Raw genomic sequence first — 25,579 nt, 5'->3', positions numbered from 1 at the left:
AGGTTTCTCTACAAAACCGGTTGTCGCGAAGAACACCGAGGGAGAGAAAACCGAAATGCACCCAATCCAGCACGCGAAGACCCGCCCGGATCACCCTGCCGTCATCATGGCGGGCAGCGGGGAGACCATTACTTTCGGCGAAATGGACACAGCGGCGAACCGTTTTGCCCAGCTGCTTCGCTCGCGCGGTCTGGGACATGGCGATGCATTTGCTGTCCTGCTCGAGAACAGGATCGAATATTATACCCTGATCTGGGGCTCGCAGCGCGCTGGCACCCTGTTGGTACCAGTTTCGACGCGGCTCACTGCACCTGAGATTTCGTACATCCTCAAGGACAGCGGCGCCAAGCTGCTGATCACATCGCGCTATTTCGACGATGTCCTCCCCGGTATCCGCAAGGAATGTCCCGACCTGCCCGTCCTGCTGATGGGCGGAGAGAGCGAGGAGGATTTCGCCGCTGCGCTGGACGCCCAGCCTGCCGAGCCGATCTCGGACCAGCTGGTGGGCGGCGTAATGCTCTATTCCTCTGGAACGACCGGCAGGCCCAAGGGGATCATGCCCAAGCCGCCTGAGGACCCTGATCCGCAGGCCGGCAATCCGCTGATGGCGGTGGCGACCATGGGTGCGGGCATGCCCAGCGACGGTAGCATGGTCTATCTTTCGCCTGCTCCGCTCTATCACGCAGCGCCGATCGGCTGGAGTTCGACCGTCCACAGGCTCGGCGGGACAGTCGTGATGATGGAAAAGTTCGATCCCGAAACGGCCCTCGCGGCGATCGAGAAATACAAGGTGACCGACAGCCAGTGGGTGCCGACGCACTTTGTCCGCTTCCTCAAGCTCCCGCCGGAATTGCGCGATAAATACGACTTGTCGAGCCATAAGCGCGCCCTTCACGCCGCTGCTCCCTGCCCTGTCCCGATCAAGCAGGCGATGATCGAATGGTGGGGGCCGATCGTGAACGAATACTATGCCGGCTCTGAGAGTATCGGCATGACGATGATCCATGCGCCCGACTGGCTGACACACCCGGGCAGCGTCGGCCGCGCGATCCACGGTAAGGTGCACGTCTGCCGGCCCGACGGCTCGGAACTGGGGCCGGGCGAGGACGGGTTGATCTATTTCGAGAACGACATCCTGCCGAGCTATCATAACGACGACGCCAAGACCGAAGAGGCGATGAACGTCCGCGGCTGGATGACGCTGGGCGATATCGGCCACCTCGACGAGGACGGCTTCCTCTATCTGACGGACCGCAAGAGCCACATGATCATTTCGGGCGGGGTCAATATTTACCCGCAGGAAATCGAAAACCTGCTGGTGAGCCACGACAAGGTCATGGATGCCGCTGTTATCGGGGCGCCCGATTCCGATCTTGGAGAAAAAGTCGTCGCGGTGGTCCAGCCGATGGATATGGCCGACGCAGGCGAAGCGCTGGAACAGGAATTGCGAGACTATCTCGCGCCGCAGCTGGCGCGGATCAAGATGCCCAAGCTATTTGATTTCAGACCCGACCTTCCGCGCGAGGCCAATGGCAAGCTCTACAAGCGCGAGCTTCGCGACGAGTACGAAGCCAAGGCGAAGGAGGCTGCCCAATGAGCGGCGAGGCCATTCTTCCGCCCGACGTCGCCCGCGAAGTCATCGATCCGCACGCTTATGCCGAATGGAACGGCCTCCTCGATACATTCGACAGATTGCGCCAGGAATCGCCGGTTGCGCTGGTGAAACCCGAGGATGGCGAACTGTTCGATCCGTTTTGGCTGGTGACGCGCTATGACGATGTCATGCGCCTGTCGAAGGACAACAAGACCTTCCTCAACAACCCGCGCCCTGTCGTTTTCAGCTTTCGCCAGGCGATAGAGTTTTCGCGGCAGGCCACCGGTTCCGACATGCTGGTCGATTCACTGGTGGTGTTCGATGCCCCGATCCATCCCAAGTACCGGCGCCTGACGCAAGACTGGTTCATGCCGCGCAATCTTGCGAAGATGGAAGCGGAAATCCGCAACATCGCCGAAGCGACGGTCGACCGGCTCGTTGCAGCAGGGTCGGAAGCAGACTTCGTCAAACTCGTTTCGGGACCATATCCGCTCCATGTCGTAATGCAGATCCTCGGCGTTCCCGAAGAGGACGAGCCACGCATGCAGATGCTGACGCAGCAGCTGTTCGGCGGTCAGGATGCCGACCTGTCCGGCACCGGCATGGAAAACATGTCGCCCGAACAGGTCGTCCAGCTTGTTGCAGGTGCTGTGAAAACCTTCGAAGGGTATTTTGCGGAACTGGCGGCGCAGCGCCGCGCGAATCCGACCGACGATGTTGCCAGCGTGATCGCGAATGCGACGGTCGATGGCGAGCCGCTGCCCGAAAGGGACATGGCCGGATATTACATCATCGTCGCTACCGCCGGCCACGATACCACCTCTGCATCGACCGCCGGTGCGATGATGGCGCTGGCGCAGGATCCCGAGCAATGGGCGCGGGTCCGTGCCGATCGCTCGCTTCTTCCCGGTATCGTCGAAGAGGCGATACGCTGGACCACTCCCGTCCAGCATTTCATGCGTACCGCCGCGGAAGACGTCGAAGTGGGCGGACAGCAGGTGAAGAAGGGCGACTGGCTGATGCTCAACTATGTCTCGGCAAACCACGATCCTTCGCAGTTCGACGATCCGCGCCGGTTCGATGCCGCGCGTTCGCCGAACCGGCACCTCGCTTTCGGCGCAGGCGCACACCAATGCCTGGGCCTCCATCTGGCGCGCATGGAAATGAAAATCCTGTTCGAGACGCTGCTCGACCGGATCGAGACCATTGAACTGGCAGGAGAGCCGAAGCGCGCGACCTCGACTTTCGTTGGCGGACTGAAGACGTTGCCGGTCCGCTTCAAGGCGGCGTGACTGCGGCCAAGCTGGGGGTAGAAGCGACGGGCGGCTAGCCGAGCAGGCGGCGCGCCATGGCCTTCACTTCTTCGCCCATGTCGTCGCGCTCCATCGCCAGCGCCAGCGTGGCTTCGACGAAGCCCAGCTTGCTGCCGCAATCGTAACGACGCCCGTCGAATGTGACGGCGTGGAACGGCTGGTTGCCGATCATCCTGGCCATTGCATCGGTGAGCTGGATCTCGCCGCCGGCGCCCTTTTCCTGGTTCTCGAGCGTACGCATCACTTCGGGTTGTAGGATATACCGGCCCGAAATGATCTTGTTCGAAGGCGCTTCGGCAACCGGTGGTTTTTCGACCAGCCCGCGGACTTCGGTCAGATTGCCATTCGCCGCGCCAGGATCGATGACGCCATAACTCGATACGTCTTCCCGCGGCACTTCGAGCACGCTGATCAGGTTGCCACCGACTTCGTTATAGGCTTCGACCATCTGCTTCATGCAGCCGGTGCCGCCTTTCTTCCCGATCATCAGTTCGTCGGGCAGGAAGATGGCGAAGGGTTCGTCGCCGACGATGGCCCGGGCGCACCAAATTGCATGACCCAGTCCCATCGGAACCTGCTGGCGTACCGTAATGATCTCTCCGGGCGTGAAACGCGTGGGCTCGAGGATGTCGAGGCTCTTCCCGCGCTCGCTCATCGTTGTTTCGAGCTCGTAGGCGACATCGAAATGCTCGACGATCGCGGTCTTGCCGCGCCCGGTGACGAAGATCATCTGCTCGATCCCGGCCTCGCGAGCCTCATCCACGGCGTACTGGATCAGCGGTCGATCCACGATCGGCAGCAATTCCTTGGGGATCGCCTTTGTCGCGGGGAGGAAGCGCGTGCCCAGACCCGCAACGGGGAACACGGCTTTCTTGATCGGTTTGCGAGATGTCATGCGGTCTCGGTTAATGTGCGACGGGTGCGAGCGTCAACAGAGTAACCGCTCGCGACCCATGCGCGACAGTTGCCTGACACTGCAAATGGGCTAAGGGCAATGCATGGACAAACTCGTAATTCGCGGTGGCAACCGGCTCGTTGGAACAATCCCGATTTCCGGTGCGAAGAATGCCGCGCTCACGCTGATCCCCTGCGCCTTGCTGACCGACGAACCGGTCACCCTGCGCAACCTTCCACGCCTCGCCGATATCGACGGGTTCCAGCACCTGATGACGCAGTTCGGCGTTTCGGTCGCCATCCAAGGGGGAAGGCCGGAAGATTTCGGGCGTGTCGTAACCTACGAGGCGACCCGTCTCACCTCGACGGTCGCGCCCTATGACCTCGTGCGCAAGATGCGCGCGTCCATCCTCGTGCTCGGGCCAATGCTGGCGCGGGCCGGCGAAGCGACAGTGTCGATGCCAGGTGGCTGCGCCATCGGCAACAGGCCGATCGACCTCCACCTGAAAGCTCTCGAAGCGTTCGGTGCCGAAATCGAACTCGCGCAAGGCTACGTGAAGGCAGTTGCGCCCGGTGGGCGCTTGCCGGGCGGTGAATTCGACTTTCCGGTCGTATCGGTCGGCGCAACGGAAAACGCGCTGATGGCCGCCGTTCTAGCCAAGGGCACCAGCAAGCTGTTCAACGCTGCGCGAGAACCGGAAATCGTCGACCTGTGCAATCTGCTCGTGGCGATGGGTGCGGAGATCGAAGGCATCGGCACTTCCGATCTTGTCATTCACGGGGTCGACCGGCTGCATGGCGCAACCTACCGCGTCATGTCGGATCGTATCGAAGCGGGTTCCTATGCCTGTGCGGCAGCGATCACCGGCGGCGACGTGCGGCTGGAAGGTGCCTCTGCCCATGACATGGCATCGACCATCCATGCCTTGCGCAACATCGGGATCGAGATCGACGAGGACAAGAACGGCATCAACGTTCGTGCGCCCGGTCCGCTCAAGGCGACCAATCTGACAACTGCGCCCTATCCCGGCCTTGCCACCGATATGCAGGCGCAATTGATGGCCCTGCTGTGCAAGGCAGAAGGCACCAGCGTCCTGAAAGAGACGATCTTCGAGAACCGCTACATGCACGTGCCCGAACTCAACCGGATGGGCGCGAATATCGAGACAGAGGGGCGCACGGCCATCGTGAAGGGGACCGACGTGCTCACCGGCGCCGAAGTCATGGCAACCGACCTTCGTGCATCGATGAGCCTGGTCATTGCAGGACTGGCGGCAGAGGGCGAAACCACCGTTCGCCGCCTCTATCATCTCGACCGCGGTTACGAGCGCCTCGAAGAAAAGCTCCAGCTGGTCGGCGCGGATATCGAACGGGTCGGCGACGACTGACAGTCGCCCCTTGGACCTTTCTTGCCCGGTGAACGTTGAACCGGGTGAGAAAGGAGTTTTTTCCAATGCTTATCAAACTCGCAGCACTCGGCGCGCTCGGCTATGTTGGCTACCGCGCGTACGAAAAATCGAAACTGGACAAGAACGGCGTGGCATTCGCGGCTGACGAGCCCAGCGGCACCGTCCGAAATGCCGGTGCGGAATCGACCGGTACGCTTGGCGATACCATGAGCAAGACCGACGAAGCTCTCGACGAGACCTTCCCGGCCAGTGATGCCACCGCCAAATATTGAGCCTAGATCCTATCCGGGCTCTTCAGGCTGAAGCGACAAGGGCGATCCCGTCATGCGGGGTCGCCCTTTTCCGTGGAACCGAGCATTCGAGCGACCAGCCAGATGCGGATTGCACCTGCAAGGCTTGGCGGGGTGTGGCTCGCGATGCGCTCTTCGTCGATCCGTCCCACAAGGGCATTGATCGGCACACCCTCTGTTTCTGCAGCCACGCGCAAGAGGTCCCAGAAAACAGGCTCGAGACTGATCGAGGTCTTGTGACCTGCGATCTCTACCGATCGTTTGACTGGGGGGTGATAGGGGGAAGTCATGGCGGCACGGTTTAATGCGATGCCGCCACGCCCTCAATACATGTGCTGGCCGCCGTTGATCGACATCGTCGAGCCGGTGATGAATCCGGCGTCTTCAGAGCAGAGGAAACTCACGCCGCGGGCGATTTCGTCTGCATGGCCCAGACGTCCGACTGGAATTTTCGCCACGATCTTTTCGAGTACGGCATCCGGCACTGCTGCAACCATATCGGTGTCGATATAGCCCGGTGCGATGGCATTGCAGGTTACGCCGAACTTTGCGCCTTCCTGTGCCAGTGCTTTCGTGAACCCGTGAATGCCCGATTTTGCCGCGGCATAGTTCACTTGCCCATATTGGCCGGCCTGGCCGTTGATAGAGCCGATATTGACGATTCTGCCCCAGCCGCGTTCGCGCATGCCCGGGAAACAGGCCTTCGCCATGTTGAAGCAGCCGCCAAGGTTGATGCGCATCACCTCGTTCCAGTCGTCGAAGGTCATGCGGTGCAAGGTGCCATCACGGGTGATCCCGGCATTGTTGACGACCACGTCGATCGGGCCGACCTCTTCTTCGATCTGGCGGCAACCGGCCAGAACGGCCTCATGATCGCCGACGTCAAACTTGTAGCTGGGGATGCCGGTGTCGGCCTTGAGCTGTTCTGCGGCAGCATCGTTGCCGGCGTAATTCGCAACCACCGTAAAGCCATCCGCTTTCAGCCGTTCGCAAATCGCACGACCAATACCGCGGCTACCACCCGTCACAACTGCAACATGCGCCATCAACCATCTCCCATCGCCAATATTTGGCGGAAGACTAGCGAGCGGTTTGTGACATGGGAATGAAAAACCCCGCAGAAGCGGGGCAGGGCATACGAATTAACTAGGCGCTATTCGATGCGATCTTCGTTTTTAGAAGCGGAACTGCGTTCCGACGTATACTGCCTGATTGTCCTGCACCGCATCCGTCAGCGGAGCGATACGGTCGCGTTCCTGCGACAGGCGAACACCTGCTGTCACGTCGAGATTGCGCAGCAAACGGTACGAACCGCCAAGATCGACGACCTGCGATCCAGCACCTTCGATCGTGCCAGCCGAACTTCCTGCACGCCCCTTCTCGTCAAGCGAGATGCGCGGCTGGAGCCGGCCCGGCTTGCCAGAAGCGGTCGCGCCAGCTGGTTCGAATTTCGCGAGATCGGGCACTTCGAACTTCTGGACCGAGTTCGGCAATGCGACCGGGCGAGCGAAGCTCTGGTAACCACGGGCTACGCCAAGGTTGTAGCGGGTCGATGCGAGGCTGGAGATGCCTTCGCCCGAACCGGCCTGACCCTGGATCGACTGACGCACGTTGATCGCGCGAGCGACCCCGTCGACGCGAACGGCCACGGTGACTGAGCGGTCACGCTTCGTACCGGTACCAGCAGGCGTGAAACGCATCGTGTCGGCGGCAGCACGTGCAGCAACCCGACGCGCAAGCTGCGGATCAACCGATGCCGGGGTGAAGATACCGAACTCGCGCTCGACCTTTTCAGGAGCGGCTTGCGAGAAAGCCTGATAGGCAAGGCCTGCAGACGGGACAGCGAAAGCAATGCTCGCACCGGCCAGCAACAAGGGCAGCTTCACTGCCTTTCCTGCCTTTTTGCCATTGCGTGCCATAACACTTGCCAATCCCATCTTGCGGAAAACCGCAATTTCCTCGCAGAAACTGTCTGAACCGGTCCTGACCGAAATGCGGTCGGGAGGCAGCGGTTCCGAGTCCCTGATGTTGTGACAGTAGAATCGAATCCGCTGAATGCGCAATGTTTTCTCGACTCCAGTTCATCACGGGACGGAATCTGTTGCAGACTCTCAACAGGTGCCGATCCGGCGCACGGGATTCCGCCATTTTCCTTGTGTTCAGCGTGTGGAAAGTCGGGCGCGGCTCTGGTGCCCTTGCCCGATTCCAAATCGGTGGACGCATTCGCGCTATACTCACCTGCGCGCCGGTCATGCCTTGCTGCAAGCGGATAGGTGGTTATAGAGCGCAAACAGACGTACAGTTTGAGGAATGAAGCTGATTATGAGCGCCGTGACTTTTTCGACCCTTCGCCCGGCTCGCATTGTGTTCGCCTGTGCCGCACTTGCATCGCTGGCTGCATGCGGTGGCCGCGAGCGCCCGCAGGCCGATCTCGCTGCGTCGCAGATCACCACGATCGGGGTCAATTCATACCTCTGGCGCGCTGCGCTCGAAACGGTCAGCTTTGCGCCGCTGATCCAGGCCGATGCCAACGGCGGCGTGATCATCACCGACTGGTATGCGAACCCGACCAACCCCGGCGAGCGCGTGAAGCTGACTGTCACCATCCTCGATCAGGACCTTCGCGCCGATGCCGTTCGCGTCGCTGCGAGTCGCCAGGTCGCCCAGGGCGGCGGCTGGGTCGATGCCCCGGTTCAGGCTGCTACCGTGCAGAAGCTGGAAGACATCATCCTGACCAAGGCACGCGACCTGCGCCGCAAGGCAGTAGCCAGCTAATCCAACTTTCCCTAACGGGGACCACATGACCGATACGCGTTTCGATCCGTCCACGGCTGACGGCCGCTGGCAGCATGCCTGGGAAGAAGCGGGCACATTCCGGGCGGACAGCAATTCCGCCAAGCCCAAGAGCTACGTGCTCGAGATGTTCCCCTATCCCAGCGGACGGATCCACATCGGCCACGTACGCAATTACACGATGGGCGACGTGCTGGCGCGCTACAAGAAGGCGACCGGGCACGAGGTACTGCACCCGATGGGCTGGGACGCCTTCGGCATGCCCGCGGAAAACGCGGCGATGGAGAAGGGCGTGCACCCGGGCGGCTGGACCCGCGACAATATCGAACACATGAAGGCGCAGCTGAAGCGCCTCGGCTTCGCGCTCGACTGGAGCCGCGAGCTGGCCACCTGCGAGCCCGAATATTACGGCCACGAGCAGGCGCTGTTCATCGACCTCTATGAAGCGGGCCTCGTCTACCGCAAGGAATCAGAGGTGAACTGGGATCCGGTCGACATGACCGTGCTCGCCAACGAACAGGTCATCGACGGCAAGGGCTGGCGTTCCGGCGCGGAAGTCGAGAAGCGCAAGCTCAACCAGTGGTTCCTCAAGATCACCGATTTTGCCGAGGAACTGCTCGACGGATTGGACAGCCTCGAGAACTGGCCTGACAAGGTCAAACTGATGCAGGAAAACTGGATCGGCAAGTCCAAGGGCCTCGAATTCAGCTTCGACCTCTCCAACGGGGTCAGCTTGCCGGTCTATACCACGCGCCCGGACACGATCTTCGGGGCGAGCTTCGTCGCGGTCGCCGCCGACCATCCGGTCGCGCAGGCACTCGATAGCGACGAGGCGCACGAGTTCATTTCGCTGTGCAAGAAGGGCGGCACGACCGCCGCCGAACTCGAAACCGCCGAGAAGCTGGGTTTCGACACCGGCATTACGGCCAGGCATCCCTTCACCGGGGCGGAACTGCCGGTGTTCATCGCGAACTTCGTGCTGATGGGATACGGTACTGGCGCGATCATGGCCGTCCCCGGTCACGACCAGCGCGACTTCGATTTCGCCACCAAGTACGGCCTGCCTATTCCGCGCGTCGTTGCGCCCAGTGTCGAGGAGGCCGGAAAGCCTTTCGATGGCGAAGCAGAGGCCGGTGAGGGTGTTCTCGTCAATTCGGACTTCCTCGACGGGATGGAGGTCGAAGATGCCAAGCGCGAAATCATTCGCCGCATCGAGGCGCAGGGTCGCGGGCAGGGCAAGACCGTGTGGCGCCTGCGCGACTGGGGCGTATCGCGCCAGCGTTACTGGGGCACACCCATCCCTTTCATCCATTGCGACACCTGCGGCGTGGTCCCTGCGCCCAAGGAAAGCCTGCCGATCACGCTGCCCGAGGATGTCGATTTCCAGACACCGGGCAACCCGCTGCTGCGCCACCCGACGTGGAAGCATGTCGATTGCCCCAAGTGCGGCGGCAAGGCCGAGCGGGAGACCGATACGCTCGATACTTTCGTGGATTCGAGCTGGTACTTCCTGCGCTTTGCAAGCCAGCCTGATGACAGGCCCTTCGATCCCGAAGAAGTCGCCAAGTGGATGCCGGTCGAGCAATATATCGGCGGGATCGAACATGCGATCCTTCACCTGCTCTATGCCCGCTTCTGGACGCGTGCGCTCGCGCATATGGGCCAGATCGACGTGAAGGAGCCCTTCGCCTCGCTGTTCACGCAAGGCATGGTGACGCATGAGACCTACAGCCGGAAGGACGGCGGCAAGACCGTCTATTACGCGCCCGACGAAATCAGCCGCGAGGCCGAGCGGGCGTTGCTGAAAGCTGATGGCGGCGAGGTCGAAATCGGCCGCGTCATCAAGATGTCGAAGTCGAAGAAGAACGTCGTCGATCCCGACACGATCATCGACACCTACGGTGCAGACGCTGTGCGCTGGTTCATGCTGTCCGACAGCCCGCCCGAACGCGACCTGCCGTGGTCCGAAGCCGGGATCGAAGGGTGCAGCCGTTTCGTCCATCGTCTGTGGCGCCTGTTCGGCTCTTACGATGCGATGGCAGAGGGCGAGGACAAGGCGCTGCTGCGCAAGACCCACCAGACTATCGCCGCCGTGGCCGAAGACATCGAAGCGCTCGGCTTCAACAAGGCTGTTGCGCGCATCTATGAACTGACCGGAGCAGTGGAAAAGGCTGCACCGTCTGCCAGCCGAAGCCAGGCAATTCGCAGCCTCGTCCAGATGGTCGCACCGATGATGCCACACCTTGCGGAAGAGGCTTGGGCAGGTCTCGGAGAGAGCGGCTTGGTCGCCGACGCTGCATGGCCCGAAGTCGATCCGGCACTCCTGGTCGAAGACGAGGTCACCATCGCCGTCCAGCACAAGGGCAAGCTCCGCGACACGCTGACCGCGCCCAAGGGGGCCTCGAAAGAAGATCTCGAGGCGATGGCGCTCGCCTCGGAAAAGGTCCAGCGCTCGCTCGACGGTGCAGAAATCCGCAAGGTTATTGTGGTGCCAGACAGATTGGTGAATATCGTCACCTGATGCGCCGCGCACTCGCCCTTTTGATACCCCTGGCCCTTGCCGCTTGCGGCCTGCAGCCGATGTACGGGGGCGGCACGGGCGCTACCGTTGCGCGCGACCTTGCTGCCGTCGAAGTACCGGCAATTCCGGGGCGCGATGGCTGGCTGGTACGCAACGCGCTGGTCGACAGGCTTTCTGTCGCCGGAGAGGCAAGCCCGCGATACAGGCTAGAAGTCAGGCTCGACGACTCGCTCGAGGGGCTGGGTGTCCTAAACGACGACACCATCAGCCGTGAAAGGCGGATCCTGCGATCCCGTTATCAGCTGATCGATATCGCAAGCGGCGAAATCCTGCTTGATGCAACCGCGGGCAGCGATGCCGGTGTCGATGTCGTGTCGAGCGAATATGCGACGATCGCAGCGGAACAGACCGCGCTTGAAAACCTCGCTCGGGACGTGGCGGACCGAATGGTGCGCCGTATTGCACTGCGGCTTCGCGAAGTGGAGGCGGCCACAACCGCTGCAGACTCGCAGTGAAGGCGACCCAGCGCGATTTTGCGCAAACGGCCGAGCGTGCGGCACAGCAGTGTTCGGTTTTCTTTTTCTGCGGACCTGATGAAGCCGGAGCCTCGGCTGCCGCAAGCAGGATAATCTCGCTGCTCGACGATCCGGGCGAACGGGTCGAAATGTCCGGTGCCGATCTTCGCCGCGACCCCGTAATCCTTGGCGATGAAGCGCGCTCTACTTCGCTGTTCGGTGAATCAAGGCACATCTATGTGCGGGCCAATGGCGACGAAGCGCTCGATGCCATCGGGAACCACCTGCTCGGGCACGGGGATGCATGCCCGGTTATCGTGGTCGCTACCGGCGCTACGGATAAATCGCGCACGGCAAAGCTGCTGGAAAAGCGCAAGGACGCTCTGGTGGCAATGTTCTGGCCGCCCGATCTTTCGTCCGTCGCAGCTTCCGTCAGGCAGATGGCAGACGCTGCTGGTCTCAGGCTCAACGGGGACCTCGCCGAACGGATTGCACGCGGTGCTGGCCTCGACGTCCGCCTGGCGCAATCCGAGGTCACCAAGCTGGCCCTTTACTGCGATGCGTCCCCGCAATCTCCCAAGACGGTGGAGGCGGCCGATCTGGATGCGATCGGGGCCGCTGCCGAGGAAGACGGCTTCATGCCGCTCGTCAACGCAGTGCTGTCGGGAGAGACGGGCAAGCTCGACCGAGAATTGCGCCGGATGCGAGAGCACAGCATGAACCCTGTCGGCCTGTTGCTCGCGATCGAGCGCCGCGCTGCGCAGCTTGTACAGATCAACGCGCGGCTTGGCCCGAACGGTTCGCTGGAAAACATGAACCGGGGCGAAAAGGCGCAGCTTGGGATCTTCTGGAAGGAAGAGCGGGATATCCGCAACCAGTTGCAGCGCTGGCATCGCCGCAAACTGGAGCGTTTGGGCCCCCGGCTGGTCGACCTGCATCGCTCGCTCCTGACTAACAGTCAGGCCTCGGAAACCCTGATAGCTCAAGACCTTGTCGAGATTGCGCGCTTCGCATCGCGTCGTTAATCGATTGAGTCATCAACAGTTTCGCCGATAATTTCGCTCTACAACCTACGTGATTTCGCGTAGATTCGCTGTCACCATGTTGGGCGCGAAATGAACAAGCCGGCCGATGAGCTGGTAAAGGCGATTGCGGCGCAGGATGCAGCATCGAATGCCGCGCCCTCGCTCGAACGTCGGCGCTTGTGGCTCTATGCCTCGCTCCTGTTCGGCGATGCGATTCTCTTCATGCTCGGCTTCGCTCTGGGCGGGCTGCTCTACGAAGGTATCTGGCTGGAACAGCGGGCCTTGATGCAGGCGCAGCTAATGCTGCCGCTATTCTACACGATCGCGTTTTACAACAGCACCTATTGTGCACGGGCGCTGACGGACACTCGCTATGCATTGAAGCGGGTTGCAATCACTCTGGCGATTTCCGCTGCACTGCTGAACTTCATCGCATTCTATCTCAAGACGAACGCCGTTTTCTCGCGCGGCAGTTTCACGCTTGGCCTGATGTTCACAGTCGCGCTGCTTGCCGCATTCAGGATTGGAATTGTCAAGCTGGTCGCATCCGTGTGGAACGGTCAGGTGCGAAATTTCCTCGTCATCGACGATGCCGGCCCCGCGTTCGCACTCGAAGGCTCTCGCAGGCTCTCGGCCGCGGAACTGGGCCTCGATCCCGAGAGCGACGACCCGCACATGCTCAACCGCCTGGGTCGCATCCTCAATTTCCAGGACCGTGTGATCGTCACCTGTCCTCCGGCAAGGCGCGAAGGCTGGGCGCGCCGCCTCAAGGCTGCCGGGGTGCAGGGCGAAGTGGTTTCGTCCGGAGCGTTCGAACTCGGCGCCCTCGGCGTCGTGCGCTACGAAGACCAGTCGGTCGCGACGCTCATCGTATCGACAGGTCCATTGGGCATTCGCGCGAGAGCCGCAAAGCGTGCATTCGATCTGACAGTTGCGTGCACCGGCATTGTCGTGCTGTTTCCCTTACTTGTCTGGGCGGCGATCCGGATAAAGCTGGAGGACGGAGGGCCGATCTTCTTCGTCCAGCGCAGGCTCGGTCGGGGAAACAGGTTCTTCAACATGTACAAGCTGCGCACCATGAGCGTGGCACTGGAGGATCAGGCGGGGGACCGTTCGACCAGCAGGAACGATTCCCGGATCACCCGGGTCGGTCGGACCCTGCGTTCGACCAGTATCGACGAACTGCCTCAGCTATTGAACGTCCTGCGCGGCGAGATGTCTGTGGTGGGTCCGCGGCCCCATGCGCTCGGCAGCCGTGCGAACGACAAGTTCTTCTGGGACATCGATAGCCGATACTGGAAGCGTCACTCGTTGAAGCCGGGCCTCACCGGCCTTGCGCAGGTCCGTGGCCAGCGCGGCAGTACGCGCGAAGAGCAGGACCTGGTCGACCGGTTGCAGTCCGATCTCGAATATATCGCTGGCTGGTCGATTGCTCGCGACGTCGCGATTGCGTGGCGAACGTTTCGCGTGCTCCGTCATGAGCAGGCATACTGACCTGACCCGCCGCGGCACGGTAGATTTATTGCGGAACCTGGAAGGTGCCGGACACGCGGCCATTGCCATCGGTGGTTGTGCCTGTCACCGGCGATGAACCCGAAGCCCTGCCATCGACGCTCGAGACCCCGCTCGCCAGATCGATGACGAGGCGTCCGCCATTGAGCGTATCCCCACCACGATTGAGACGTACGTTACCTGCCATCGTGATGATGCGCCGGTTGAAGTCATACACGGCGACATCGCCGCGCGCCGCCTCGTTGCCGCGGGTCACGGAAACACCTCCGGTTGCGGTGATCCGCTGGATGCTCAGCGAACCGGCGTCGGAATAATTGACCAGCATGCGGTTCGACCGGACCGTAAGGCCGGCTTGCGTAACGATCACATTCCCCGACAGGACGACGCGATTCTGGCGATCCTGCAATTCGATCCGGCCTGCTTCGTAAGAGACAGGCGCATTCGAATTGTGGCCCGCAATGGCCTGCGCGTGAAGCTGGATACCGGCCATGGCGACGAGGGTTACGGCAAACGCCCCGACACCAGAACGGATGGCAGTGCGGAGGTGGTTTCGGGGCTTCGTTGTCATCATGGCATCCTCAGTTCGCCTGGCCGCATCTGCAGCCGGGCATCGCCGATAAGGGTTACGGTGCGCTCTGCCAGATCGGCTTCTATCCGGTTGGCAGAGAATGTGCCTGCAGGCACAGCACCCTCGACGCCGCCGGCTCCGACCATGCGGCGGTCTTCAAGGTTGATGGAGACATCGCGGGCGACCATCGAATATCCGTCCGCTGCCGACATGCGCAGGGGACCGTCAACCGTCACGAGTTCCTCGTCGATGTTGTAGGCACCGGCCTCGGCACTGATACGCGCCGGCCCTTCGGGCAGGAGCAGGCTGGCGACGAGGTCGCGCATGCGCACGATGCCTTCTCGGCTGGACCTTTGCACCGCTTCTCCGGCCGTCAGCGAGAAAGGACGTCCCTGGTTGTCCTGACCGCGATACATCGCGTTATCGACGCTGAGGCGGTTATCGATCATCGCGACCTTGTTGCGGTCGAGCAGGAACGAGACTTCGCCGCGCGGACTGAGCGGTGTGATGACCATCAGTGCCGCAAGCACACCGATCGCCATCGGCAGCGCCTTGGCCAGAAAGCCGACCATCTTGTCATGGCTACCGCCGGGCACGGCGAAATGCTGGCGCTGGTTGCGCAGCGCCTTGGCTTCACTCGTTTCGATGCGGCGTTTGATGACCATTCGACTGCCTAACGCACCAGGACCTTATTCGTGGCTGAATATGTCGCGGTCGGGCCAACCGGCAAGGTCGAGCCGCGCGCGTGTAGGCAGGAAATCGAAGCATGCCTGGGCCATTTCCATCCGCCCTTCACGCTCGAGCCGGCGGACCAGTTCCTCGCGCAGGCGATGAAGGTAGCGCACGTCGCTCGCGGCGTATTCGCGCTGGGCATCGGACAAGACCGGACCGCCCCAGTCGCTCGACTGCTGCTGCTTCGAAATGTTCTCGTTGAGCAGTTCGTCGATCAGGTTCTTGAGGCCATGCCGGTCGGTATAGGTGCGCACCAGCTTGCTGGCGATCTTCGTGCAGAAGACAGGTCCGGCCATGACACCCATGTAATGCTCGATCGCCGCCAGGTCGAAGCGGGCGAAATGATAGAGCTTGAGCCGATCCGGATCGCCGAGAACCGCTTTCAGGTTGGGGGCATCATAAGTGCTGTCGGGGCCGAAGCGGACGAGATGTTCGTCACCCTTGCCATCGCTGATCTGCACGACGCAAAGGCGATCGCGATGGGTGATGAGACCCATGGTTTCGGTATCGACCGCGACGGGTCCGTCAAAGACGACGTCAGCGGCAAGGTCTTCTTCATGGAAATGTACAGTCATACGGGTTGAGGCCTTAGGCGCATTGGGGAAATAGGGGAAGAGGGTGGTGGCGGCTGCCCGATACGGCAGTTATTCCGGTTACATGACCAGCGACCCGATCCCCCCGAGTTGGCGCCCCGCGCTCGAACCGGTCCTGCAAACGCCGGATTCGCGCAAGCTCGGTGGCTGGCTGAGGAACGAAGCGGATGCGGGCAAGCAGATCTACCCGCCGCAGGGCCAGCGTCTCAACGCTCTTGCTTTCACTCCGCTCGAAAGCGTCAAGGTCGTGATCCTGGGGCAGGACCCCTATCACGGCCCGGGTCAGGCCCATGGCCTCGCATTTTCCGTGCCCGATGGCGTCAAGCAACCGCCCTCGCTGGTGAACATCTACAAGGAACTCGCCGCCGACCTCGGAGTCGAGCGCCCTGTCAGCGGCAACCTGGAAAAATGGGCGCGGCAAGGCGTGCTGCTGCTCAACAACACGTTGACTGTCGAAGCGGGCCAGGCCGGGAGCCATGCCGGCCGAGGCTGGGACGCGATTACAGATGCCTGTGTCCAGGCGGTGGTCGATCGCGGAGCCCCTACGGCATTCATTTTGTGGGGCAACCATGCGAAGAAAAAGGCCAGCCGGGTCAGGGGGCTGGGTTCGGGCAGTCATCACTTGGTCCTGACCAGCCCGCATCCCAGCCCACTGTCGGCGCACTCGGGATTTTTCGGGTCCAAGCCGTTCAGCCAGGTAAACGAGTTTCTCAGCCGTCACGATCTTGACCCGATCGAATGGTGAGACGCAGCTTGGAAAATACTTACAGACGGTGAGCGCGGGGCCATCCCAAGCAATCGGGGAGTGACGATATGAATACGCAAGATCTGGTCCTGCTTTCGGTCGAAGACAATGTGGCGACGGTCACGTTGAACCGCCCCGATGCGATGAATGCGCTGTCCAAGGCGCTTCGTGCCCGCCTGTACGAGGTGATGTGCGAGGTGGATGCGAATGACGATATCCGCGCCGTCATCCTGACGGGCGCTGGTGAGCGAGCTTTTACGGCAGGTCTCGACCTGAAGGAGCTCGGTTCCGATCCGACCGCCATGGGTGCCGCCAATGCGGAAGGCGCCGACGAGAACCCGGTCAAGGCGATCGAGGTTTGTAGTAAACCTGTGATCGGCGCGATCAACGGCGTCGCCATCACCGGCGGCTTCGAGGTTGCACTCGCCTGCGACGTACTGGTTGCGAGCACGGCTGCCCGCTTCGCCGACACGCACGCACGCGTCGGCATCGTGCCGGGCTGGGGGCTGTCGCAGAAACTGTCGCGCATGATCGGCATCAGCCGGGCCAAGGAGCTTTCCTTCACTGGCAACTTCCTCGACGCGCAAACGGCAAAGGATTGGGGGCTGGTCAATCACGTGGTCGAGCCGGAGGAACTGCTGCCGCTTGCGCGCAAGCTGGCAGCCGATATGGCGAGTATCGACCCCGATTTCCTTGCCCGGTACAAGAAGCTCATCGACGATGGATATGCGACAAGCTTCGGCGATGGACTCAAGCTGGAAGCCAAGCTGTCGAGCGAGGCCAATGCGCAGGTTTCACCGGAAGAAGTCGAGGCGCGTCGTGCAGGTGTTCAGGCGCGCGGTCGCGGGCAATAGGCGAAAAAAGGACTAGCGGCGCCCCGCTTTTGCATTGCGAGCTGCCTTCCGCTGCGCATCCGAAGCGCTGGAAGCGCTGACAAATAGCGGGGCTATTGGTTCGACCTGTTCGAACAGATCCTCGAAATGGGCGTCGTTCAGGAGAGCGCCCCGGCTAGGGGGATCGAATTCACTCTCGACGATCGGGTGGAAGAACGCTGCATGGTGCCGCCAGATGTCGGCTGGTGATGGCCCATGCGGGACGAGGAAAGGATCGATCCAGCCATCGCGATAGTCGATGCTGAGCGACAAGCGGACATGCGGATAATCAAGGCAGCAACCTTCTTCGAACGATACCTCCGCCAAGGGGCCGAGAAGCTCGGAAAAACGCGGCTTGTGATATTCGACGAAGTGCCGGAACCTTGAAGCGTTTCGCAGCATGAAATTCAGAATTCGGCAGTTAGACGCATACCGGCCGTTACACCGGTGTCTCGCACGGCAACCGCGCTATCGACGATTTGTACATCTGCCGTCAGGCGCAGATTCTTGGAAAGGCCGAGGGTGTAAAAGGCTTCTACGCCCTCCTCATCTTCGAGCGGCACGCGGTTAGCGAGCACGTCGATGAGGTCGTCGGTCAGCGAATAACGGAACCACGCGATGCCGAAACGGTCCTGCGTCCGGAAACGCGGATTACCCGAAATGCCGATGAAGCCGCTCTTGTCGAGGAAGGTCGGATCACCGTTCGACAGATACACCTGGCCGAAAATACCCCAGCCCTTGCCCGGCGCCTCTGGATAGACACCGATGAACTGGTAACCAGCCAGCACTGCGCTGAATTCGCCCTTCCTGTGTCCGAAACTCGAACCCGGTGCCGGTATCAGCGCGGCCGGCAGGGACTCCGCTGCAATCTCGCTGCGTGTCGATCCTGCCAGCTTCAGGGCGTAATAGCCGGGCTTCCCACCGATCTTGGTCGGTATGGTGACTGACGAAAGAAAAGCCACGCCCTTGTCGAAGGGGCTTTCAAAGCCCGTCTTCGTCGATTGCGATTGGGGATCGAAAACCCAGAAGCGATAGAGCGCCTTTTTGGTCGGCACGTTCAAGAGCGCGCCGGTAATCGAGCCGGGGACGATGGCGGATGGCGGGAGCGCCATGGCCAGGTTCTGGAAACCGTCGTGACCACCACCGCCGACAACCGGCAATTGCGCGGCAAGATCGAGCACGTTGACCTTGCCAACGGTCAAGCTCGTGCCGCTTTTCCAGCGCTTGGTAATATTGACGTTTAGGTCGAAGACATCGCCTTCGTCGGGATAGAACAACTGGGTATTGCTCGGAAGCAAGCCGACCAGCCCGTTGGCGCTCTCGCCATATTTGAATTCGGGATGGATGTGGACCGACCAGCTGTCGTCGATGCCGAGCGCACTGCCGCCAATATCGAAATAGCCGTCGATCTTGCCACCATAGCGAAGCGTACCATCGGCGTCGCCCGACACGGGCAGATCGGCGAATTGCGAGAACAGCACACGGGACTTGATCGATGCAGAAGGGGTGCTGGCGGGGGTCGAGGGCTGCGGCGGAGCATCGGGGCTGGAGGCGTTGGACTGGGCTGCGCCATCCATCGTTGCGGCACCCGACAAAACGACAGCATCGCTTGGGTTAGAAGCCGGGGTTGCACCGTCTTCGGCAATGACCGGGGCAGAAATGAGCGCGAGACAGGTCGCGCAGCTTCTAAAAAGCCCTCGCCTTGCAAATGAAGGCCTTCGAATTTCAGAATTCACGACCCCTGACCCCCCGCTCGCATTGCTGATCTCTATTAAGTCAAAGACTTTAATCCGGTCAGCTCAGTCCGATATTTAAACTGACATTATTCGCGAATTCAATCCGGATTGCACAAAAATGCATCCGGATCGGCGATTTCTATGTAACGCTATGCGGGGAGGGGCTTTGCGTGAATTGTATGAAAGCGACATGCGCCGCGAAGTATCAACGCGGCAGCTGTGTTGCTCCCATCAGGAATTCGTCGACAGCGCGCGCCGCCTGCCTCCCTTCACGGATTGCCCAGACGACCAGGCTCTGGCCGCGACGCATGTCACCGCAGGCGAAAACCTTGTCGACCGAGGTCGCGTAGTCCTCGGTATCGGCTGCGACGTTACCGCGATCGGTCAGTTCCACGCCCGACTGGTCGAGCATGCCCGCCTTCTTCGGACCAACGAACCCCATCGCCAGCAGGATGAGGTCGGCCTCGATCGTGAATTCTGAGCCTTCGATCTCCTGCATCTTGCCGTCGGCCCATTCGACGCGGACGCATTCGAGGCCGGTGATGGTTTCCCCGTCGCCGACGACGCGCTTGGTCAATACGGCCCAATCGCGTTCGACGCCCTCTTGGTGGCTTGACGAGGTGCGCAGCTTGAGCGGCCAGTCGGGCCAGGTCAGCGCCTTGTCTTCCTTTTCGGGCGGCTTGGGCATGATCTCTAGCTGGACCACGCTTTCTGCGCCCTGCCGGTTGGAAGTGCCGACACAGTCGCTGCCGGTGTCACCGCCGCCGATGACGACGACCTTCTTGCCGGTCGCGAGCAGCGATCCGCGCGGTGCGGCGCGGACTTCGTCGTCGCCTGCGTTGCGCTTGTTCTGCTGGGTCAGGAACTCCATTGCCAGGCGGACGCCAGGCATCTCTGCACCGGGAATGGCAAGCGCGCGCGCATCTTCTGAGCCGCCCGCCATTACGATCGCATCGAAGTTTTCTTCGAGGCTCTTGAACGACACGTCGACGCCGACTTCCTTCGACGTCTTGAAGGTCACGCCTTCGGCTTCCATCTGCACGCCGCGGCGGTTGATCAGATGCTTTTCCATCTTGAAGTCGGGAATGCCGTAGCGCAGCAGGCCGCCGATGCGGTCGCTCTTCTCGAAGACCGTCACGGCATGGCCGGCGCGTGCAAGCTGCTGTGCGCATGCAAGGCCTGCCGGACCGGAGCCGACGACAGCCACCGATTTGCCCGTTTTCTTCTCGGGCACCTGCGGCTCGATCCAGCCTTCCTTCCATCCGCGATCGACGATGGCGCATTCGATCGACTTGATGGTGACCGGCTGGTCGACGATGTTGAGCGTGCATGCTGCCTCGCACGGGGCAGGACAGATGCGCCCGGTGAATTCCGGGAAATTGTTGGTCGAATGCAGCACTGTCAGCGCATTCTTCCAGTCGCCTTCGTAAACCAGATGGTTCCAGTCCGGAATGATGTTGTTCACCGGACAGCCGTTGTGACAATAGGGGATGCCGCAGTTCATGCAGCGGCTCGCCTGTGCCTGCAGTGCATCGTCGGGCGGCTGGATCACGAACTCGCGATAGTTGCCGAGGCGCTCTGCCGGATCGAGATAGTCGCGATCCTTGCGGTCGAGCTCGAGAAAGCCGGTTTCCTTACCCATTATTCTGACCCTTACTCTGCCGCTACCGATTCCGCTTCGAGGCGTTCGGCCTCGAGCGTTTCGAGCGCGCGCTTGTAGTCGCGCGGCATGACCTTCACGAAGGACCTGATGGCTTCGTCCCAATTGTCGAGCAGTTCCGTCGCTCGCGCCGATCCGGTGTGCAACTTGTGTCGTTCGACCAGGATCCTGAGGCGTTCGGCGTCGTGGCGCAGCATGTCGCCCATGCCGAAATCATTCACCGAGCGCGGGCGCTGTTGCGGACGTCCGGTGCCTTCGTCCTGATCGGGATCTGTCGAGATCGGGACGAGATCGACCTGCGCCGGATTGACGAGATCGGCGAACTGTCCCTGCGGATCGTAGATATAGGCGATCCCGCCGCTCATACCGGCAGCGAAGTTCCGGCCGGTCTGGCCAAGGACGACGACGACGCCGCCAGTCATGTATTCGCAGCCGTGGTCGCCTGTTCCCTCGACAACTGCAATTGCACCGGAATTGCGAACCGCGAAGCGTTCGCCGGCAACACCGTTGAAATAGGCCTCGCCTGCGATAGCGCCATAGAGGACTGTATTGCCGACGATGATGTTCTCGGTCGGATTGCGATCCACGCCTTCAGGTGGGCGAACGACGATCCGGCCGCCCGACAGGCCCTTGCCGACATAGTCGTTGGCATCACCGGTGAGGTCGAGAGTGACGCCGTGCGCGAGCCATGCACCGAAGCTCTGCCCGGCAACACCGGTCAGGTTGATGCGGACCGTGTCCGGGGCAAGGCCCGAATGGCCGTGTGCGCGAGCGATTTCGCCGGACAGCATGGCGCCGACCGTACGGTTGACGTTGCGGATGGTCCGGTCGATCTGCACCGCCTGGCCTGAATCGATCGCCGGGCGACATGCCTCGATCAGTTCATTGTCCATTGCGGCGCCCAGGCCATGGTCCTGCGTGCCAGTTTGGTGAAGCGCGCTGCCATCGTCGACAGCGACGGTGTGGAGCAGGCGCGACAGGTCGACGCCTTCTGCCTTCCAGTGGCGATGGACGCGGCGCATGTCGAGCCGGTCGACCCGGCCGATCATTTCCTCGACCGTGCGGAAGCCCATTTCGGCCATGATCTGGCGCAGTTCCTCGGCAACGAAGAACATGTAGTTGACGACATGCTCGGGCTGGCCGGTGAACCTTGCGCGCAGGACCGGGTCCTGGGTCGCGACGCCGACCGGGCAGGTGTTGAGGTGGCACTTGCGCATCATGATGCAGCCTGCGGCAATCAGCGGAGCCGTGGCGAAACCGAACTCGTCCGCGCCCAGCAATGCGCCGATGGCAACATCGCGGCCGGTGCGAAGACCGCCATCGACCTGAACCGCAATGCGGCTGCGCAGGTCGTTCAGCAGCAGCGTTTGCTGCGTTTCTGCAAGGCCGATTTCCCACGGGCTGCCGGCATGGGTCAGGCTGGTCAGCGGAGATGCGCCGGTACCGCCGTCATAGCCGGAGATCGTCACGTGATCGGCACGCGCCTTCGATACGCCTGCGGCTACCGTGCCGACGCCCACTTCGGACACCAGCTTGACCGATATGCGCGCAGACGGCTGGACGTTCTTGAGGTCGTGGATCAGCTGCGCGAGATCCTCGATCGAATAGATGTCGTGGTGCGGCGGCGGCGAGATCAGGCCCACGCCCGGGGTCGAATGACGCACCGCGCCGATGCGCTTGTCGACTTTGTGGCCGGGCAGCTGGCCGCCTTCGCCGGGCTTTGCGCCCTGGGCCATCTTGATCTGGATGTCGTCCGAATTGACGAGATATTCGGTGGTCACGCCAAAACGACCGCTGGCAACCTGCTTGATCCGGCTGCGCATCGAATCGCCATTGTCGAGCGGCTGGAAGCGCTCTGGCTCTTCGCCGCCTTCACCCGTGTTCGAGCGGCCGCCGATGCGGTTCATGGCGATGGCCAGCGTCGAGTGCGCTTCATGGCTGATCGAACCGAAGCTCATCGCGCCGGTGCTGAAACGCTTGACGATTTCGGCAGCGGGCTCGACCTCGTCGAGCGAGATCGCCCCGCTTTCAGCCGGTTTCAGGGCCATCAGGCCGCGGATGGTCAGCAAGCGTTCCGACTGCTCGTTGATCGACTTGGCGAACTCTTCGTAGTTCTTGTGGTCGTTACCGCGCACTGCATGCTGGAGCTGCGCGATATTGGCAGGCGTCCAGGCATGGGCTTCGCCGCGAAGGCGGTATTGGTACATCCCGCCGACATCGAGCATGTTCTCGTACAGCGGATTGTCGCCATAGGCCTGTGCGTGGCGCAGCACGGATTCCTGGGCCACTTCCTTCAGTCCGACACCTTCGATCGTCGTCGCCGTGCCGGTGAAGTAGTTGTCGATGAACTGCGAGCAGAGGCCGACAGCGTCGAAAATCTGCGCGCCGCAGTAGGACTGGTAGGTCGAGATGCCCATCTTGGACATGACCTTGCGGATCCCCTTGCCGATGGCCTTCACATAGTGCTGGCGCAGCTCGTCCGCGTCGAGGTCGGGATGGCGTTTGGAACGCAGGTCTTCCAGCGTCTCCATCGCGACATAGGGGTTGATCGCTTCCGCGCCGTATCCGGCCAGAACACAGAAATGGTGCACTTCGCGCGCTTCGCCGGTTTCGATCACAAGGCCAGTCTGCATGCGCAGGCCCTGCCGGACGAGGTGATGGTGCACTGCCGCAGTCGCGAGCAGCGCCGGCATGGCAATACGGTCGGGCCCCTGCGCGCGGTCCGACAGGATCAGGATGTTGTGGTCCTGCAGCACGGCTTCGGTGGCAGCCCAGCACATTTCCTTGATCGCAAGCTCGATACCCTCGACGCCGCTTGCAGCATCCCAGGTCATGTCGATGGTCGCGGTGCGGAACGCCCCGTCGAGCACCGCTTCGACCGAGCGGATCTTAGCCAGGTCCTCGTTGGTGAGGATCGGCTGCATGACTTCGAGACGCTTGTGCGTGCCGGCTTCGCGGCCCAGCAGGTTGGGGCGCGGCCCGATCATCGACAGCAGGCTCATCACCAGTTCTTCGCGGATCGGGTCGATCGGCGGATTGGTGACCTGCGCGAAGTTCTGCTTGAAATAATCGTACAGCAGGCGCGAACGGTCCGACAGCACGGCGATGGGCGTATCGGTGCCCATCGAACCGATCGGATCGTCCGAATCGAGCATCATCGGCTCGAGGAATTTCGACACGTCTTCCTGCGTGTAGCCGAATGCCTGCTGGCGCTGCAGCAGGGTGGTTGTGTGTTCGGGCACCTCGCTCAGGTCGGGTTCGATGTCCTCGATATCCTGCAGCTGGTACTGTGCCTGCTCGAGCCATTTTTCGTAAGGGTGAGCGGCAGCGAGTTCGGCCTTGAGCTCTTCATCCTCGATGATGCGGCCCTGTTCGAAATCGATCAGCAGCATCTTGCCGGGCTGAAGGCGCCATTTGCGCACGATGTCTTCTTCGGCGAACGGCAGGACGCCGCTTTCCGACGCGAGACAGACGAGGTCGTCCTTGGTCACGCAATAGCGCGCCGGACGCAGACCGTTGCGGTCCAGCGTCGCACCGATCTGGCGGCCGTCGGTAAAGGCAACCGCGGCCGGGCCGTCCCATGGCTCCATCAGCGCGGCGTGATATTCGTAGAACGCGCGGCGTGCCGGATCCATCAGCTCGTTCTTCGCCCAAGCTTCGGGGATCAGCATCATCATCGCATGCGCGAGGCTGTATCCGCCGGCGAGCAGCAGTTCGAGGGCGTTGTCGAGGCAGGCCGTATCCGACTGGCCGTGCGGGATCAGCGGCCACATCTTGTCGAGGTCGGGACCGAGCAGGTCGCTTTCCATCGTGCGGCGGCGTGCATTCATCCAGTTCACATTGCCGCGAACCGTGTTGATCTCGCCATTGTGCGCGATCAGTCGATAAGGGTGGGCAAGGCGCCAGCTCGGGAAGGTGTTGGTGCTGAAACGCTGGTGCACCAGGCCCAGCGCCGAAACGCAATCGGGATCGCGCAGGTCGTCGTAATAGCTGCCGACCTGGTTGGCGAGTAGCAGCCCCTTGTAGACGATCGTGCGGCTCGAAAAGCTCGGGATGTAGGTCTGGACGAGGCCGGGCAGATCGTGCTTCTCGGCCAGCTTGGCGAGCGGGTTCAACGTCTGCTTGCGGATGACGATCAGCTTGCGCTCGAACGCGTCCTGGTCGGCGCAATTCTCTCCGCGGGCGATGATCGCCTGTTGCATCACCGGCATCGAAGCGATCACGGCATCGCCCAGCCCGTCGAGCGTGGTGGGCACGTCGCGCCACCCGATCAGGCGCTGGCCTTCCTTCGCCGTAAATTTTTCGAGCTGCTCGGTCACGAATGCGCGCGATGCCGCGTCCTGCGGCATGAAGCACATGGCGACGGCATAATCGCCCGGCTGCGGAAGTTCCTTGCCTTCGCTCTCCGCCCATTTGCGGAACAGCGGGTCGGGAATCTGCAGCAGGATGCCCGCACCGTCCCCCAGCAGGGGGTCGGCGCCGACAGCGCCGCGGTGGTCGAGATTGGCGAGGATTTCCAGTGCCTGGATTACGATCGCATGCGATTTCGCGCCTTTGATATGAGCGACAAAGCCCACACCACAGGCGTCATGTTCATTGCGCGGATCGTAAAGACCCTGCCCCTCGGGCAGGCCTTGCACCGGGTAACCCATCTATCTTTCTTCCCATCGCCGACACCCCATCACATCGGGCACCCTGAATGTGCGCGAGGCAATGAAGCGCGATTCACCCCGGAGACCGGGGAAATAAAAATGTCGCGAGAGTTTCCTTTGGCGAAAGGAACGTGTTTTTGCAACTGCGAAGGCGC

22 protein-coding genes are annotated in these 25,579 nt (G+C 61.7%); 11 read left to right on the top strand and 11 right to left on the bottom strand.

Annotation, left to right across the window (positions count from 1 at the left end):
- Positions 1 to 55 precede the first annotated feature (55 nt).
- Positions 56 to 1,597: an acyl-CoA synthetase gene (locus tag AMC99_RS11705; protein WP_061926753.1), complete on the top strand. Its 1,542-nt coding sequence runs from the start codon at positions 56 to 58 to the stop codon at positions 1,595 to 1,597.
- Positions 1,594 to 2,886, top strand: coding sequence for a cytochrome P450 (locus tag AMC99_RS11700; protein ID WP_061926751.1), 1,293 nt, complete (start codon positions 1,594 to 1,596; stop codon positions 2,884 to 2,886). The genes AMC99_RS11705 and AMC99_RS11700 overlap by 4 nt, the downstream gene beginning before the upstream one ends.
- Positions 2,887 to 2,920: 34 nt before the next feature.
- On the opposite strand, the gene galU is transcribed toward AMC99_RS11700, so the two are convergent.
- Complete coding sequence (gene galU, locus AMC99_RS11695; RefSeq protein ID WP_061926749.1) at positions 2,921 to 3,802, bottom strand: UTP--glucose-1-phosphate uridylyltransferase GalU; 882 nt, start codon at positions 3,800 to 3,802, stop codon at positions 2,921 to 2,923.
- 103 nt (positions 3,803 to 3,905) lie between these two features.
- Here galU and murA point away from each other — a divergent pair, with 103 nt between their 5' ends.
- Both murA and AMC99_RS11685 read left to right on the top strand, forming a co-directional pair.
- Positions 3,906 to 5,189 carry a UDP-N-acetylglucosamine 1-carboxyvinyltransferase gene (gene murA / locus AMC99_RS11690; protein ID WP_061926747.1) on the top strand — a complete coding sequence of 428 codons (1,284 nt, stop codon included), beginning with the start codon at positions 3,906 to 3,908 and terminating at the stop codon, positions 5,187 to 5,189.
- A gap of 65 nt (positions 5,190 to 5,254) precedes the next feature.
- The gene (locus AMC99_RS11685; protein ID WP_061926745.1) at positions 5,255 to 5,482 is read left to right on the top strand and encodes a hypothetical protein; all 228 of its coding nucleotides are present in this window, start codon (positions 5,255 to 5,257) and stop codon (positions 5,480 to 5,482) included.
- 50 nt (positions 5,483 to 5,532) lie between these two features.
- On the opposite strand, the gene AMC99_RS11680 is transcribed toward AMC99_RS11685, so the two are convergent.
- The 3 genes from AMC99_RS11680 to AMC99_RS11670 form a co-directional block, all read right to left on the bottom strand.
- Positions 5,533 to 5,790 carry a ribbon-helix-helix domain-containing protein gene (locus AMC99_RS11680; protein WP_061926743.1) on the bottom strand — a complete coding sequence of 86 codons (258 nt, stop codon included), beginning with the start codon at positions 5,788 to 5,790 and terminating at the stop codon, positions 5,533 to 5,535.
- A 33-nt stretch (positions 5,791 to 5,823) separates the two neighbouring features.
- A complete protein-coding gene (phbB, locus tag AMC99_RS11675) occupies positions 5,824 to 6,546 on the bottom strand; it encodes an acetoacetyl-CoA reductase (RefSeq protein WP_061926741.1) in 723 nt (240 codons plus the stop codon).
- 129 nt (positions 6,547 to 6,675) lie between these two features.
- Positions 6,676 to 7,419, bottom strand: a complete 744-nt coding sequence (locus AMC99_RS11670; protein ID WP_061927987.1) for a hypothetical protein — start codon at positions 7,417 to 7,419, stop codon at positions 6,676 to 6,678.
- Positions 7,420 to 7,822: 403 nt separating this feature from the next.
- On the opposite strand from AMC99_RS11670, the gene AMC99_RS11665 reads away from it, so the two are divergent.
- From AMC99_RS11665 to AMC99_RS11645, 5 genes are all read left to right on the top strand, one after another.
- On the top strand, positions 7,823 to 8,275 hold the full coding sequence (locus tag AMC99_RS11665; protein ID WP_061927985.1) for a DUF3576 domain-containing protein: 453 nt from the start codon (positions 7,823 to 7,825) through the stop codon (positions 8,273 to 8,275).
- A 25-nt stretch (positions 8,276 to 8,300) separates the two neighbouring features.
- Entirely contained in the window at positions 8,301 to 10,814 is a 2,514-nt protein-coding gene (leuS, locus tag AMC99_RS11660; protein WP_061926739.1) for a leucine--tRNA ligase, read from the top strand.
- On the top strand, positions 10,814 to 11,329 hold the full coding sequence (gene lptE / locus AMC99_RS11655) for an LPS assembly lipoprotein LptE (protein ID WP_061926737.1): 516 nt from the start codon (positions 10,814 to 10,816) through the stop codon (positions 11,327 to 11,329). Before leuS ends, lptE begins: the two co-directional genes overlap by 1 nt.
- On the top strand, positions 11,326 to 12,354 hold the full coding sequence (holA, locus tag AMC99_RS11650) for a DNA polymerase III subunit delta (RefSeq protein ID WP_061926735.1): 1,029 nt from the start codon (positions 11,326 to 11,328) through the stop codon (positions 12,352 to 12,354). The genes lptE and holA overlap by 4 nt, the downstream gene beginning before the upstream one ends.
- 90 nt (positions 12,355 to 12,444) lie before the next feature.
- The gene (locus AMC99_RS11645; RefSeq protein ID WP_061926734.1) at positions 12,445 to 13,848 is read left to right on the top strand and encodes a sugar transferase; all 1,404 of its coding nucleotides are present in this window, start codon (positions 12,445 to 12,447) and stop codon (positions 13,846 to 13,848) included.
- 25 nt (positions 13,849 to 13,873) lie between these two features.
- Here AMC99_RS11645 and AMC99_RS11640 read toward each other — a convergent pair whose 3' ends face one another.
- The 3 genes from AMC99_RS11640 to AMC99_RS11630 are packed head-to-tail and all read right to left on the bottom strand — an operon-like array spanning position 13,874 to position 15,741.
- Complete coding sequence (locus tag AMC99_RS11640) at positions 13,874 to 14,434, bottom strand: LptA/OstA family protein (RefSeq protein ID WP_061927983.1); 561 nt, start codon at positions 14,432 to 14,434, stop codon at positions 13,874 to 13,876.
- On the bottom strand, positions 14,434 to 15,099 hold the full coding sequence (lptC, locus tag AMC99_RS11635) for an LPS export ABC transporter periplasmic protein LptC (RefSeq protein ID WP_061926732.1): 666 nt from the start codon (positions 15,097 to 15,099) through the stop codon (positions 14,434 to 14,436). Before lptC ends, AMC99_RS11640 begins: the two co-directional genes overlap by 1 nt.
- 24 nt (positions 15,100 to 15,123) lie before the next feature.
- Complete coding sequence (locus tag AMC99_RS11630) at positions 15,124 to 15,741, bottom strand: ribonuclease D (protein ID WP_061926730.1); 618 nt, start codon at positions 15,739 to 15,741, stop codon at positions 15,124 to 15,126.
- An 82-nt stretch (positions 15,742 to 15,823) separates the two neighbouring features.
- Between AMC99_RS11630 and ung the strand changes: the two genes are divergently transcribed.
- Positions 15,824 to 16,504, top strand: coding sequence for a uracil-DNA glycosylase (ung, locus tag AMC99_RS11625; RefSeq protein ID WP_061927981.1), 681 nt, complete (start codon positions 15,824 to 15,826; stop codon positions 16,502 to 16,504).
- Between the two features lie 68 nt (positions 16,505 to 16,572).
- Positions 16,573 to 17,358: an enoyl-CoA hydratase gene (locus AMC99_RS11620; protein ID WP_157058316.1), complete on the top strand. Its 786-nt coding sequence runs from the start codon at positions 16,573 to 16,575 to the stop codon at positions 17,356 to 17,358.
- Between the two features lie 12 nt (positions 17,359 to 17,370).
- On the opposite strand, the gene AMC99_RS11615 is transcribed toward AMC99_RS11620, so the two are convergent.
- The 4 genes from AMC99_RS11615 to gltB form a co-directional block, all read right to left on the bottom strand.
- Positions 17,371 to 17,778, bottom strand: coding sequence for a hypothetical protein (locus AMC99_RS11615; protein WP_061926728.1), 408 nt, complete (start codon positions 17,776 to 17,778; stop codon positions 17,371 to 17,373).
- A gap of 5 nt (positions 17,779 to 17,783) precedes the next feature.
- Complete coding sequence (locus AMC99_RS11610) at positions 17,784 to 18,971, bottom strand: carbohydrate porin (protein WP_157058315.1); 1,188 nt, start codon at positions 18,969 to 18,971, stop codon at positions 17,784 to 17,786.
- A 346-nt stretch (positions 18,972 to 19,317) separates the two neighbouring features.
- Entirely contained in the window at positions 19,318 to 20,754 is a 1,437-nt protein-coding gene (locus tag AMC99_RS11605; protein ID WP_061926724.1) for a glutamate synthase subunit beta, read from the bottom strand.
- An 11-nt stretch (positions 20,755 to 20,765) separates the two neighbouring features.
- Positions 20,766 to 25,424, bottom strand: a complete 4,659-nt coding sequence (gltB, locus tag AMC99_RS11600; RefSeq protein WP_061926722.1) for a glutamate synthase large subunit — start codon at positions 25,422 to 25,424, stop codon at positions 20,766 to 20,768.
- Between the last annotated feature and the right edge of the window lie 155 nt (positions 25,425 to 25,579).

Origin of the sequence: Altererythrobacter epoxidivorans (assembly GCF_001281485.1) — a bacterium.
Taxonomy (GTDB): domain Bacteria; phylum Pseudomonadota; class Alphaproteobacteria; order Sphingomonadales; family Sphingomonadaceae; genus Erythrobacter; species Erythrobacter epoxidivorans.
Note: the sequence above shows the minus strand (reverse complement) of the source record. Positions and strands in the feature narration are given on the sequence as shown.

Coding starts and splice junctions, on each gene's coding strand:
- AMC99_RS11705 (WP_061926753.1), top strand. CDS start 56: ATGCACCCAATCCAGCACGCGAAGACCCGCCCGGATCACCCTGCCGTC.
- AMC99_RS11700 (WP_061926751.1), top strand. CDS start 1,594: ATGAGCGGCGAGGCCATTCTTCCGCCCGACGTCGCCCGCGAAGTCATC.
- galU (WP_061926749.1), bottom strand. CDS start 3,802: ATGACATCTCGCAAACCGATCAAGAAAGCCGTGTTCCCCGTTGCGGGT.
- murA (WP_061926747.1), top strand. CDS start 3,906: ATGGACAAACTCGTAATTCGCGGTGGCAACCGGCTCGTTGGAACAATC.
- AMC99_RS11685 (WP_061926745.1), top strand. CDS start 5,255: ATGCTTATCAAACTCGCAGCACTCGGCGCGCTCGGCTATGTTGGCTAC.
- AMC99_RS11680 (WP_061926743.1), bottom strand. CDS start 5,790: ATGACTTCCCCCTATCACCCCCCAGTCAAACGATCGGTAGAGATCGCA.
- phbB (WP_061926741.1), bottom strand. CDS start 6,546: ATGGCGCATGTTGCAGTTGTGACGGGTGGTAGCCGCGGTATTGGTCGT.
- AMC99_RS11670 (WP_061927987.1), bottom strand. CDS start 7,419: ATGGCACGCAATGGCAAAAAGGCAGGAAAGGCAGTGAAGCTGCCCTTG.
- AMC99_RS11665 (WP_061927985.1), top strand. CDS start 7,823: ATGAGCGCCGTGACTTTTTCGACCCTTCGCCCGGCTCGCATTGTGTTC.
- leuS (WP_061926739.1), top strand. CDS start 8,301: ATGACCGATACGCGTTTCGATCCGTCCACGGCTGACGGCCGCTGGCAG.
- lptE (WP_061926737.1), top strand. CDS start 10,814: ATGCGCCGCGCACTCGCCCTTTTGATACCCCTGGCCCTTGCCGCTTGC.
- AMC99_RS11645 (WP_061926734.1), top strand. CDS start 12,445: ATGAACAAGCCGGCCGATGAGCTGGTAAAGGCGATTGCGGCGCAGGAT.
- AMC99_RS11640 (WP_061927983.1), bottom strand. CDS start 14,434: ATGACAACGAAGCCCCGAAACCACCTCCGCACTGCCATCCGTTCTGGT.
- lptC (WP_061926732.1), bottom strand. CDS start 15,099: ATGGTCATCAAACGCCGCATCGAAACGAGTGAAGCCAAGGCGCTGCGC.
- AMC99_RS11630 (WP_061926730.1), bottom strand. CDS start 15,741: ATGACTGTACATTTCCATGAAGAAGACCTTGCCGCTGACGTCGTCTTT.
- ung (WP_061927981.1), top strand. CDS start 15,824: ATGACCAGCGACCCGATCCCCCCGAGTTGGCGCCCCGCGCTCGAACCG.
- AMC99_RS11620 (WP_157058316.1), top strand. CDS start 16,573: ATGAATACGCAAGATCTGGTCCTGCTTTCGGTCGAAGACAATGTGGCG.
- AMC99_RS11615 (WP_061926728.1), bottom strand. CDS start 17,778: ATGCTGCGAAACGCTTCAAGGTTCCGGCACTTCGTCGAATATCACAAG.
- AMC99_RS11605 (WP_061926724.1), bottom strand. CDS start 20,754: ATGGGTAAGGAAACCGGCTTTCTCGAGCTCGACCGCAAGGATCGCGAC.
- gltB (WP_061926722.1), bottom strand. CDS start 25,424: ATGGGTTACCCGGTGCAAGGCCTGCCCGAGGGGCAGGGTCTTTACGAT.